Source organism: Streptomyces sp. NPDC056231 (genome assembly GCF_048270745.1).
Lineage (GTDB): Bacteria > Actinomycetota > Actinomycetes > Streptomycetales > Streptomycetaceae > Streptomyces.
This window is the reverse complement of sequence record NZ_JBLVKW010000071.1, coordinates 12,005-24,167: the sequence shown is the minus strand read 5'-3', so window position 1 is coordinate 24,167 and position 12,163 is coordinate 12,005. Positions and strand designations below refer to the sequence as shown.

General features: G+C 71.5%; 8 protein-coding genes and 2 pseudogenes. 3 read left to right on the top strand and 7 right to left on the bottom strand.

Going from position 1 to position 12,163, the window contains the following annotated elements; genetic code table 11:
* Positions 1-55 precede the first annotated feature (55 nt).
* The 4 genes and pseudogenes from ACNPQM_RS34845 to ACNPQM_RS34830 all read right to left on the bottom strand — a co-directional run bounded on the left by ACNPQM_RS34845 (position 56) and on the right by ACNPQM_RS34830 (position 3,662).
* Entirely contained in the window at positions 56-2,065 is a 2,010-nt protein-coding gene (locus tag ACNPQM_RS34845) for a hypothetical protein (protein ID WP_418087122.1), read from the bottom strand.
* A 179-nt stretch (positions 2,066-2,244) separates the two neighbouring features.
* The gene (locus ACNPQM_RS34840; RefSeq protein WP_358861202.1) at positions 2,245-2,691 is read right to left on the bottom strand and encodes an SRPBCC family protein; all 447 of its coding nucleotides are present in this window, start codon (positions 2,689-2,691) and stop codon (positions 2,245-2,247) included.
* Between the two features lie 102 nt (positions 2,692-2,793).
* Positions 2,794-2,890: pseudogene (locus ACNPQM_RS34835) on the bottom strand (IS5/IS1182 family transposase); the annotation flags it as partial.
* A 49-nt stretch (positions 2,891-2,939) separates the two neighbouring features.
* Complete coding sequence (locus ACNPQM_RS34830) at positions 2,940-3,662, bottom strand: hypothetical protein (protein WP_418087111.1); 723 nt, start codon at positions 3,660-3,662, stop codon at positions 2,940-2,942.
* A gap of 179 nt (positions 3,663-3,841) precedes the next feature.
* Here ACNPQM_RS34830 and ACNPQM_RS34825 point away from each other — a divergent pair, with 179 nt between their 5' ends.
* On the top strand, positions 3,842-4,774 hold the full coding sequence (locus ACNPQM_RS34825; RefSeq protein WP_418087110.1) for an aminoglycoside phosphotransferase family protein: 933 nt from the start codon (positions 3,842-3,844) through the stop codon (positions 4,772-4,774).
* A 32-nt stretch (positions 4,775-4,806) separates the two neighbouring features.
* Positions 4,807-5,092 (top strand): annotated as a pseudogene (locus ACNPQM_RS34820) (transposase); the annotation flags it as partial.
* A 192-nt stretch (positions 5,093-5,284) separates the two neighbouring features.
* Here ACNPQM_RS34820 and ACNPQM_RS34815 read toward each other — a convergent pair.
* Positions 5,285-6,124, bottom strand: coding sequence for a DeoR/GlpR family DNA-binding transcription regulator (locus ACNPQM_RS34815; RefSeq protein WP_418087109.1), 840 nt, complete (start codon positions 6,122-6,124; stop codon positions 5,285-5,287).
* 301 nt (positions 6,125-6,425) lie between these two features.
* Here ACNPQM_RS34815 and ACNPQM_RS34810 point away from each other — a divergent pair, with 301 nt between their 5' ends.
* The gene (locus tag ACNPQM_RS34810; protein ID WP_418087121.1) at positions 6,426-8,732 is read left to right on the top strand and encodes a hypothetical protein; all 2,307 of its coding nucleotides are present in this window, start codon (positions 6,426-6,428) and stop codon (positions 8,730-8,732) included.
* A 180-nt stretch (positions 8,733-8,912) separates the two neighbouring features.
* On the opposite strand, the gene ACNPQM_RS34805 is transcribed toward ACNPQM_RS34810, so the two are convergent.
* Together ACNPQM_RS34805 and ACNPQM_RS34800 are read right to left on the bottom strand one after the other, a co-directional pair.
* Positions 8,913-11,345 carry a right-handed parallel beta-helix repeat-containing protein gene (locus ACNPQM_RS34805; RefSeq protein WP_418087108.1) on the bottom strand — a complete coding sequence of 811 codons (2,433 nt, stop codon included), beginning with the start codon at positions 11,343-11,345 and terminating at the stop codon, positions 8,913-8,915.
* 150 nt (positions 11,346-11,495) lie between these two features.
* Positions 11,496-12,104, bottom strand: a complete 609-nt coding sequence (locus tag ACNPQM_RS34800) for a hypothetical protein (protein WP_418087107.1) — start codon at positions 12,102-12,104, stop codon at positions 11,496-11,498.
* Between the last annotated feature and the right edge of the window lie 59 nt (positions 12,105-12,163).

The following is a 12,163-nucleotide window of genomic DNA, read 5'->3' as shown; positions in this document are numbered from 1 at the left end:
GGACGACGCCGAACGGCCTCTCCCGGCCCCCCGCCCCTTCCTCGTTCCGCTCCTCTCAGCGCACCGCGGACAGCGCCCCGCCCTTGCGCAGCCGGGCTTTCAGCTCCACCTGCGCGTCCTGCGGTGCCCGTACCGCCAGCGTCGTACCGCCCGCCGACCCGTGCACGCCGCCCGTCACCTCGATCCGGTTGACGGCCCGGCTGCCCGCCGCCAGCACGTACCACCGGCCGGACGGTGCCCTCCAGTGCGTGCCCGCCAGGACGTGCTGCCCGAACCGGCTGCACAGCGCCGTGTCGGGTCGGTCGGCCACTACCGCACCAGGTGCGGTGAGCGATGCGGCGGGCTGCAGGAACTGAACCAGAATCCGGCCGCGCCCCCGCCAGGTGTCGGCCCGGGTGCACACCCAGTCCGCCGGTGCCCCGCCCTCCGGGAGAGGCTGCCGGGCAAAGGCCCAATTGTTGACCGCACGGACCCCGCCGCCCCGCAGCGCCCGCAGCGAGCACGCCGTACGTGCCCAGCTCAGCAGGGCCGGACGACCCGTCGCCTCGCGCGGCCCGCGCGGCGGCGCGCCCTTGCCGGGCAGCGGTGTGAAGGTGAGATGGACCGGAGCGAGATCGCCCAGATCGGTGAGGAGGAACGAGTGGTTGTCGGCGATGCGCCCCGAGGAGCGCAGCTGCATCACCGGCCAGGAGCCACAGCTGCGGCCCGGCGAGGGGCGCGATACGGGTGCGGTGACACCGTCGCGGCCCACTTTCAGCGACCGCCCCGGAGCGTTCGGCGCCAGCAGGTCGCGCGTGCTCATCTCCGAGACCCATGGGGCGAGCAGAAACCGGGCCCTGTCCCCCCGGCGGCTGACCACGACGGCCGCCCCCGTCGTCACGTCCGCGTCATCGGTCCGGGCGAAGTCGAGCGCGGCCGCCCCGGCTCCGGTCAGCGGCTCCGCGTAACGCACCACGCGAACGCCGCCGTCGTGGAACAGCACCACGGCCGCACCGTCCACCTCGCCCGCGTACAGCAGTTGGGGCGGCTGGGCGGGCGGTACGGAGAGCGTCCCGGGCGACGTGGAGACGTGGACGCTGCGCGGCGTGTGCCCCCAGGTATGCAGCGCCCGGCCGAGCAGATCCCGGTCGTGGGTACGGTCGCCGCGGGCCGGCCACGCGGTGAAGTCGACGCGCGAGGTGTCCGCCCATTCCGTGGCAGCCGTACGCAGCAGCGCTGCCGGATCGACGGCGGCGGACCCGGCCCCCGCGGGCCCGCCCGGACCGTTCTCGGCGGCCAGGACGACCAGACCGCCCGCCAACACGCACAGCGCGGCAGTGGAGGCCACCGTCCGCAGCCGGTGCCTGCGCCGCAACAGATCGCTGGGGCGGGTCTGGAGCGTGCACGGGTCGAACTCGGCGGACCGCAGCAGCGATTCGGTCCGCGGCCGGTCGGCGGACTCCAGCCGTCCGGCCGCACGTACCGCACCCGCCGCATCGCTCGCCCCCGCCCGGGCGAGCAGCACCGTCGCCTCGAGGTCGGTCAGCTCCTCCAGCAACCGCAGCGTGAACGCCGCCCGCACGGCAGCGGACACTGTGGACAGTGTCCGGTCCAGGGCCAGTTCCTCCGCGCCACCGGCGCGCGGCAAGAGCCGCAGCCCCCGGACGAAGGGGAGCGCGGGGCGCAGCGAGGCCGGTGCCGGGATCCGCGCGGGCCACCAGCGGGGCCGCCGCTCGTACGCCAGCGCGGTACGCAGCACCCGCAGCCGCACCCAGGCGTATGCGGAGGTGGCGCCGTGCGCCGCGGCGGGGTTCCTCGGGGACGGTACGCTCCGCCCCTGTGCCGGGACCCGGGTCCGGAGCGGTTTGGGAGGCCCCGCGGTGGCGGTGCGCCGGCCGGGCAGGGCGCGCTGGACGGCCGCATGGGCGGCGAGGACCCGTCGGTGCCGGCCGAGTGACGGCGGCAGAACGAGGTAGGCGAGCCGGACGAGACGCGGGTAGTGTTCCACGAGCGCGGCTTCGGCCTGCTGGACGCCGGGGCGTCCGCTGCCGCGAGTGGAGCGCTGCCGGGATGGGTGGATCGGCATGGGATCGGTGCCTTCCGAGCCGTTGGCGATAACCGTCGTACCGACAAACGAGTCGATCGTGTGACGGTCACATCGGGCGCAGGTCCAAAGGCGCGCCTGCCTGGCTGTCAGGTCGGCTGCATGACCGAGGCGGCAGCCGCGTACCGCGGGAGTCACGGCTCCCTGTCGTGGGGAGGCCGTTACGGCCGCACCGTGACGTCGAGCAGACCGTCCAGCACCCGGCCGAACAGCCGGCGGCCCGTTGCCGCGATCAGCGGATCGCCCCATTGCGGCAGCAGCCGGATACGGAGTTCCTCCACCCACACGACATGGGACCCGGACTCCGTCGGATACACATCGATCGACGCCCGGCCCAGCACCACCGAACCACGCTTCTCCAGCCGGCAGAGCCCGGCTCGCCCGGTCACCGGCGGCATCCAGCGCACCACTTCCATCGGATCGTCGAACGCCAGCGGGCCCACACCCGTGCGCGCCACGAAGACGGTCCCGATCCTTGTGGGCAGTCCGGTCGGGACGGTGATCCGGGTCAGCGGGACGTGTGCGCAGTGCCGTTCCCAGTCGGTCACCCGGCGCCAGGACTCGGCGGCGGGGAGGGAGGTGAATCGTTCGACCCGGAATACGGCCACAGCAGAATCCTAGGGCGTGCTTCGAATATGTGGATGCGACAATGCGATCACGGTCGACGTCCAGAAACTGCGGCGTGAGACGCACCGGGTCCACACACTTGCGCCGCAGCGCGGTGAGCAGCTTGCCGAACTGCCGCGGGCTCAACCCGGTGAACGGAGCTGTCCAGGAAGGCTGCTACGCCGTAATCACACCAGACACCGCAAGATCATTCCAAGCGGTGTCTGGCCGCTGCACCCGGCTGTGCGGGTCAGGGGGTCAGCGCGGCACTCACACGAGCCAGGCGTGCGGCAGGCCAGGCGAAGCGGTTGGCGGGATTGCGGAAGGACAGGCCGCCGTTGTTGATCCTGTAGCCACGCTCGACTGTGGTCCAGCGCACGGGACCGCACAGTCCCTGGTCCTCAAGCAGGGCGGCAGCGAGCCGATCGGGGGCCTCGACCTGGGTGCGGGTGCGCAGGGCTGCCGTCAGGCGGTCGACAGCACCATCGGGTAGAGCGTCATCGCCGAACGCGGGCAGCAGGAGCAGCAGCCGGGCATGCGGATCAGTGGTGCTGCCGCCGGGCAGGCCGTTGTCCGCTGCGGCGGTCAGCTCGGCCCAGGAGAGGGCTGGTCCCATGAAGTGCCCTTCGTCCTGTGCGAGGTGTTCGGCGTGGTCCCAGTCGGGGTGGTGCAGGAGGTAGTCGATGCCTTCGTCCTCCTCGAAGGCGCGGTACACCACGTAGAGGCGGTGGCCGCCGGCAAGCGGCACGGTGAACACGGGCCAGTCGTCCCCTCCCAGCAGCCGGCGCTGGAGGTCCGCTGCCTCCTCTTCGTCAGCGCTGAGCAGCAGTTCCTCGGCGTCCTCGCTCTGGGCGCAGTTGTGCAGGTGGCCGAGCCAGAACAGGCTTTCGTCCAAGAGCTCGGGGCGGTGAGTGAAGGGGCCGCCGTCGTAGCCGGGGATCCGGTCAGGGTGCATCTCCGCGCTGTTCGTCACGGAGGTCATCCTGCCGCCTGGCTCTGCGATCATCGAAGTTGGGGCCACCGCCGGATCTTTGCGGGACAGCTCTTAGCACTCCTGTTGTAGATCGCGATCTTCGTAGTGCGCGGCCCGTCGGGCGACAGCGGCCGGCTTGGGTTTGGTGGCTGCGGCGGGCTGGCGCGTAGGGTGCCGAGATGATCACGATGCCAGAGGAGTTCGCACAGAGCACCGTCGACCGCGAGGGGGAGGCCGGGGCGGCGTGGCTCGCCGAGCTGCCTGGGATCGTGGAGGAGTTGCTGGTGCGCTGGGGGTGCGTGCCGGACGGCGAGGTCATGCACGGGGGCGTCGGCGTCATCGTTCCGGTACGGCTGCGGGCTGCGGAGAGCGCCGTGCTGAAGGTGTCGTTTCCGCATCCAGGCAACGTCCATGAGCCGGATGCGTTCGTTGCGTGGGGCGGGCGCGGCGCCGTGCTGCTGCACGAGCGCGACGACGAGCGGTTCGCCATGCTGCTGGAGCGGGTTCAGCCGTCGACCCTGGCGGAGGTCGAGGACGGCGACGAGGTGGTGACGGTCGCCGGGCGGCTCAATCGGCGCTTGGCCATCCCCGCACCGCCCGGCCTGCCCCGGCTGCGTGAGCAGGTCGATGTCTGGGAGGAGCAGCTGTGCAAGGACGCCGGCGAGTTGACGCATGCGCTGTCGCATCAGGTCCTGGGCGCCGCCGTGACGACCGTTCGCGAGCTGGGGCGGGCCCAGCCGGACACCCTCATCCATGGCGACCTCCACGCCCGGAACATCCTGCGTGCCGGACGAGAGCCGTGGCTGGCTGTCGACCCCAAGGGGTATGCGGGAGATCCCGCCTACGACGGCGGCACACTGCTGAAGTCCCGCGCGCTGACGCTCCTCGAAGCGGATGACCTGCGCAAGGCTGTCCACCGTGTCTTGGACGTCTTCGCCGAGGCCGCGGAACTCGATCGTGAACGCGTCCAGCGGTGGGCCCAGTTCCATGCCGTCCAGGCTGCGTTCTGGGGCCGCCGCCACGGGTTTCGTATCGCCCGCAGCGGACCACGGCTGGACTGGCTCACTGAATTCGCCGACCGCCTGGCGGATTTGCTCACCGAACGCTTGTAGAGCGTGATGGTGCTGGCCGGGTCCGGTGGGTCGAGAACTCCCAGGTCACGGTCTACCTCCTCTACGCCGGCGCCGGGGGACACGCGGCGGTGGACCGAGAGTTGTACATTCCGCGTTCCTGGACGGGCGATCCGGATCGCTGTTGGGCCGCGGGGCTCGGCGAGGACACCGTCTTCGCGACCAAGCCCGGCCTGGCCCTCGGGATGATCGAACGGTTCCGGGATGCCCGACACCGCGTCGGCTGGGTCACGGGAGATCAGGTCTATGGCGGCACCCCGAGACTGCGCGCGGCGCTGGAGGAGCGCGACATCGGCTATGGCGTCAGATGTGGTGCATCGCGAGGCGGAGTGGCGTCCTCATACTGGGGTTTTCGGGCGTTCCGGCAACGCAGCGAGGTGCCGCATTTGTCGTCGTGCGCCCGCCAGGGATTACGGGACAAGCTCTTAGGACGTTCCGGCCCCGGCGCGAGCCGAGCGGAACTTCTGGCTCGCCCTCGGGATCCCCGTTTCCTCAGCCTTCGGAGAGGTCGCCGGTCGCGGTCCCGCCCGCCACCACCAGGCCCGGCAGATGTTCCTCGATCTCCTCGCGGGCGCCCGCGGACAGACCGGAATCCGTGATGAAGGTGTCTACCTGCTCCAGTGTCGCGAACGAACTCAGGCCCACCGTGCCCCACTTGGTGTGATCGGCGACCACCACCACCCGCCGTGCCGACTGCACGAAGCGCCGATTGGTCTCCGCCTCCGCCAGATTCGGTGTCGAGAGCCCGGCTTCGACCGAGATGCCGTGCACCCCGAGGAACAGCACATCGAAGTGGAGCGAACCGATCGCCTGATCGGCGACCGGGCCGACCAGGGAGTCGGACGGAGTCCGTACCCCACCGGTGAGCACCACCGTGGCAGCCCCGGCCCGCGGGCCGCCCGTCGACCGCTGCGCGGCATGGAACACTTCGGCGACCCGCACCGAGTTCGTCACCACCGTCAACTCCGGTACGTCCAGCAGGTGTTGAGCCAGCGCAAATGTCGTCGTGCCACCGGAGAGCGCGATCGCACTGCCGGGAACGGCCATCGCCGCGGCGGCCCGCGCGATGTCCTCCTTGGCGGTCAGCTCCAGCGTCGACTTGGCCTCGAAACCGGGCTCGTGCGTACTCGCCTCGACGACTGGCACAGCGCCGCCGTGCACCTTCTCGATGACACCCTGACGGGCCAGTGCGTCCAGGTCCCGGCGCACGGTCATGTCGGAGACGCTCAGCTTGCGGGTCAGCTCGTTGACTCTGACCCCGCCGCGTCGGCGCACCTCGTCGAGGATCAGTGCACGCCGCTGCTCCGCGAGGAGATTCTGATTCTCACTCAACGCCGGGTCCGGTCCTTCCCTCGGTTTTCCGTACAGCAGCCCGTCGGTTCAACAGTCTGTCGGACGGGCTCATCCTGCCACGCAGCTTCGTCCGGCGCTGCACTGGGGAGAATTGTGATCCGGGTACCGGCGCGGCCCGGATTCCGGGATTCTGGTGACTACGCATCAGTACGCGGGCCGGAACGCCGCGACAGCAAGAGAGCGAGTCATCCACGTGCCTCCTGTCACCGAGGCCCCGCACAGCACGGGGGCCGCGCTGGAACTCCTGGTCCATGGCGTCGGTGGAGCCACGCCCCAGTCGATGCTCCGGGATCCGCGCATCGTCCGGGTCACCGGCGATGCGACGGCTGCCATATTCCGGCGCTCAGGGGACGCCGACGCCGAGCAGCACCCGGAGCGGTACCGGGACCGGCCCATCGAGGAGGCGTACTGCTGGTCCAATCTCACCTCCGGCAACGGCTCGCGCGCGCTGTGGCTGCTGCTGCTCCCCTTCATGGTCGTCAACCTGGCCCACTGGATGCGGCCCACGGCCAAACGCCGCACCCGTGCGGTCCGGCTGTACGGCGTGCTCGTGCGCCTCGTCGCCCTCAGCCTGACCGTCCTGCTGACGGCTGCGGCGTGCGAGGTCGCGCTGGATCTGGTGGCCTGGCAGTGCGCGGGTGTACCGGAGTGCTCGAACCAACGGTCCTGGCTCGGCTTCCTGTCGACGGCGCAGGACGGCTGGTGGTCGCAGCCGGGGCGACGGCTCGCGCTGGCGGCTCTGGTGCCGACCGTGCTGGTGGGGCTGCTCTGGTTCCTCTCCAACCGGACCTGGAGTGCCTACGAGTCGCAGCGCCCGCTCACCGGCGCGGAACCGCACGACAACGTCATCGACAACGGGACCGAGGCCACCCCCACCACCGAAGGCCCTGACGCCGGAACCCCCGTCGGCCGCCCCGCCCTCGGCCGCCCCGGATTCTGGTACGGCCGGCGGCTCGTCGCCCGGTTGCGGGCCGCGCACACCGCCGCCGGGTTCCTGACCGTGGCGGCCTCCGTCGCGGGTGCCGCGGCCCGTCACGACCGCGCCGTCATCGGCCCTGTACCCGAGTTCCTGGGGCAGCTGATCGAGGCCATGCTCGTGCTGGGCACGCTCGTCGTGCTCTGGGTGGTCTGCAGCCGCGGTCGCAGCGAGCGGCGGCTCGACAACCGGCTTGACGGCGCTGTTATCACCTGGCTGCCAGGCACCGCCCTCGCCGTGCTCGTCATCACCGCGGTGTACGCGGCCTGGTCCCGTCCCGACTGGGTCTCCGCGGGCACGCTCCCCGGAGACGTCACCTTCCGCGTCCTCACCGTCGGCCAGGGCATGCTCGTGATCGCCCTCGCGGCGGTCGCGCTCGGCCTGTACCGCCGGACGCCCGAGCCCCGAACGGTCATGTACGGACTCGGCGGCCCCGCGGTCGCGATGCTCGCCTGCGCCCTCGGCGGCGTCATGACCGGCGGGGTCGCCCAGCGCGTTGCCGACTGGCTCGACGGACCGGGCACTCCCGGCATGGGCCGGAGCTCCCTCATCGACGGGCCGCCGGTACTGCTGAGCTGGCAGGCCTCGGTCATCCCGGTACTCCTGGCCCTGCTGCTGATTCCCGCCGTCGTGCTGGGCGTACGCACCTGGCTCGCCGCCCGCGCCATGGAACCCGAGGTCAACAAGGAGTACGGGGAGAAGCGGCCGGACGCCGCCCGTACCCGGCAGATCGCCAGGACCCGGGCCATGGCCGCGCTCACCGACTCCGCGCCCTGGCTCCTCGGGCTGGTGTCCGGCGCCACCCTGCTGCTCGGCGCGGGAGCGGTCGCCGGGGCGTGGGTGAGCGGGGAGGTGCCGGGGCTGGCCCTGGACGGTGCCGGCCCGTTCATCGAGTCGGTCGCGGAAGCCGCCCAGTCGACCGGCTCCTGGATGATCGGCTTCGGCTTCATCGTCTTTGTGACCTTTGGCCGCCGCGCCTACCGGGACGCCTCCACCCGGCGCACCATCGGCATCCTGTGGGACGTCGGCACGTTCTGGCCGCGCGCCGCCCACCCCTTCGCGCCCCCCTGCTACGCCGAGCGCGCCGTCCCCGACCTGGCCTCCCGGATGGCCGGCTGGACCGGCCGCACCCGCGGCAGGCTCGTCATCTCCGGGCACTCCCAGGGCAGCGTCCTCGCGGCGTCCGCCGTCTGGCAGCTGCCGGCCGGGGCCCGGAAGCGGGTTGCGCTGCTCACCTACGGTTCGCCGATCGAGCGGCTGTACGGCCGCTGGTTCCCGGCCTACTTCGGTCCCGGACCGTTGCATGGACTGCATCGGTCCGTGCGCTGCTGGCGCAACCTGTGGCGGGCCACCGACCCGATCGGTGGCCGGGTCCGGCTCGATGTGGATGCCGGCCCCGAAGTGGACCGGGGGCCTCTGCGGGACCCGCTGGTCTACGGGCGTACGCCGGAGCACCCGCTGCCCGAACCGGTGCTGGGCCACTCGGACTACCAGGCCGACCCGGTCTTCGCCGAGGAGCGGGCGGCGCTGCTCGTCCGGCTCGGGCCGGTGCTGCCCCGCCAGGCCGACGAGGGCTCCGGAGAGACTCAGAGCCTGTCGGGTGACCTCTGATCGGGCGGCCACGCCCTGGCACGCAGGCTTGCGGCGTTGCCGAAATGCCCTGGTAGCTCCTTCCCCGAGCGCTCAGCTTCGTTCGAGCAGGGGAGACCCCGTCCAAGGCCATCCCGGCGCCTTGGAATCGCACGCAGCATGCCGCGTCCGCTCTCCGGTCGAAGGTCACCCGACAGGCTCTCAGGGAAGTTCCGGCAGGTCCTCCGGGTAGAGCAGGGTGAGGTCGTCCGTGCTCGGCTCTGCGAGCTGGGCGACCCGGCCGGCATGCCGCTCGACCATCGACTCGAAGGTCTGGCGGGCGGTCCGGCCGTTGCCGAACGCCGGGCCCTTGGGCAGTTCGGTGAAGTACTTCAGCAGCACCTCTCCGGTGCCCTCGGCGAGGTCGTACTCGTGCTCCTCGGCCTGCTGTTCGACGATCCGCAGCAGTTCGGCGGGCTCGTAGTCGCTGAAGGTGATGGTCCGTGAGAAACGGGATGCCACGCCGGGGTTGACGGTGAGGAACCGTTCCATCTCGTGGGTGTAACCGGCGACGATCACGACCACCGCGTCCCGGTGGTCCTCCATCAGTTTCACGAGCGTGTCGATCGCCTCCCGGCCGAAGTCCCGGCCGGAGTCCTCGGGCGACAGCGCGTACGCCTCGTCGACGAACAGCACCCCGCCGCGCGCCCGCTCGAACGCCTCCTGGGTACGGATGGCGGTCGAGCCGATGTGCTCGCCGACCAGATCGACCCGGGACACCTCGACGAGATGCCCCCGCTCCAGCACCCCGAGCGAGGCCAGGATCTCGCCGTACAGGCGGGCCACGGTCGTCTTGCCGGTGCCGGGGGAGCCGGTGAAGACGAGATGGCGTCGCACCGACGCGGCCTTCAGCCCCGCTTCCAGCCGGCGGCGGCCCACCTCGATCATGTCGGTGAGTGCACGCACCTCGCGCTTGACACTGTCCAGGCCGACCAGCGCGTCCAGTTCACCGAGAACGGCGCCCGAGGTGCGTACCGGCTCGACGGGTGCCTCGACGGCGGCGGGCACGGCCGGGCGCTGCGCGGGCACCGCACCGAGCAGCCCGGGGGCCGACTGGTTGGCCGTCAGCACCGTCGGCGGCGGGGGAGTGGCGGTGCGCAGTGCGCTCTCGTCGCTGGTGCAGTCCTCGACAACCGGGCCCGTCCCCTGCCCGTCGCCGTGCGAGCCGCCCTCGGCGAACTCGTAGCCACCACGCGCGCACCGCTCGGCACGGCACCGGGTCAGCGTGGTACGGCAGCCGTCCATCACATGGAAGCCGTATCCGTCACTGCCGGTGACCCGGCAGCTGTTGAAGGTGCCGCGCCCCTCGGCGGAGACGTAGAAACCGGCCTCGGCGGGCGAGGTGACCGTGCAGCGCTCGATGGTCGGGTCGGCGCCCTTGGTGACGATGACCCCGGTCTGTGCCGTGTCGATGGTGCAGTTGTTCAGCGTGCCGCCGCTGCCGTGGTCGCGGAACCAGGCGCCGGTGGACGCCTCCCGGATCCGGCAGTCGTCGAGCTGTGCGGTCGCGCCGTCGCTCACCGACACCGCCGTGTTGCGGACCTGGGTGAGATCGCTGTCGACGACATCGGCGCGTGAGCCCCGGTCGAGGACGAAGATCGCGTCCGGCACGTCATGGACCCGGCAGGAGTCCAGTATCACGGTCGCGCCGTCGCTCACCCAGACCGCCGGGTAGTCGCCCGTACTGTCGTGGATCTCGCACTGGTTGGCGTCGACCCGGGTGCCCGGGTCCCACACCGACAGGCCGTTGCGCCCGAAGCGGCGGACCGTGGAACGGGTCAGGGTGAGGACCGAACGGGAGCGCAGATCCACCGCGTTCTCCGGGATGTCATGGATGTCGCAGTCGGCGAGCGTCAGCACCGCGTCCGTGTCGAGCGTGACCCCGTCCGCCGAAGTGCGGTGCACCGTGCAGTCGGTGAGGTGCGCGGAGGCGCGGGCGGTGACCTGTATGCCGCTGCCCTTGATCTCGTACACCTCGCAGCCGACGGCCTCCAGCGCGCTGCCCTCACCGGTCACGCTCAGTCCGGCGCCCGAGGAGTGATGGATCCGGCAGCGTTCCAGCCGCGGATGGGCGCCGTCGCGCACCGAGACCCCGGACTGCCCGGCCGACACGATCTCGCACTCCTCGAACACCCCGCCCGCACCGTCGAGCACGGCGATGCCGACCCCGGCCGGATTGTCGACCGTGCAGCGGCGCACGCTCGGCCGGGCCGCACCACGCACCTCTATCCCGGCTGCCGACCGCGTCACGATCCGCAGATCCGCCAGCTCCGGGGCGCCGTCCTCGACGAGCAGTGCGGGGGCTGCCGAGTCCTGGCCCTCCACATGCAGATCCTGGACGACGGCGGAGGCTCGCACCGTCAGCGGTACGCCGTCGACGGGTGCGATCCGGACGGAGCCGACGGAGCCCTCGGGACCACGCAGGGTCACCGCGCGGTGCAGGACGAGATTCTCCCGGTAGGTGCCCGGCGCGACGGTGAGGACATCGCCGTCCGCCGCGGCCTCAAGGGCTGCGGTGAGGGAGGCGTATTCGCCAGTGCGGCGCCGCCACCGCGATGTGCCGGTGTGCGTCACCTGGACCGTGCCCTGTGCCATGGCGCTGTTGTGCCCCCACCTCGTGCGTGTCCGATGCCCGTTCAGACGGCCTTGTGGCAGGGGTCGTCACGGGTCCGTCCGCCGAAGAGGTGAGCGGACCGGTCCACCGTAGCGCGCGCGGAGGGCGTGAGTTGACGGGATCCCAGCTCATCAGCTGCCGGTGCCCGTCCTGCCCCAGTCCGGACCGGCCTCGGCCCACGCCCGGTCGAGTCGCGCATACCGCCGTTGCACCATGCGCCATACGGTCAGGCGCCGCCCGCCCTCGATCAGTGCGACGCCCAGCAGCATCGCCCCGAATCCGGCCAGCGCCGCATGGGTACGGGCCGTCGGCACATCCATCGGGCGCAGCGCCGGGTGTCCGTCCAGGTCGGTCCAGATCCGCACCCGGGAGCCGGGACCGGTGTTCTTCGAAGAGGTCGCGACGGTTCCGCTGCGGGCTGTGCCGTCCGGAGCCTTCCAGCGCGCCACCACCGACGTTTGTGTCGCGCGCTCCGAGGACACCTCCGGGTCGGAGACCAGATGCGGTGCCCCCGACGCCCGGCGCACCACAACCGCCGTCGTGGCATGCCGCTGCGCCCGCTGGATCCGTACCGACTCCTGCAGGACGTCGTCCATGAGCGACCCGCACAGCCACCCGAGCGCAGGCGCCGCCACCGCCATCAACAGCAGTGCCACCAGAGCCATCCACGCCTCACGCCGGTCTGTGGCGCGGCGCAGGGGATTGTGCCGCCAACGCCATACTCCCGATACCGCTCGCACAGTCCCGCACCCCCTTCCGCATCCGTCATATCCCGATACGGCACAGCCTGCGCGTCGAG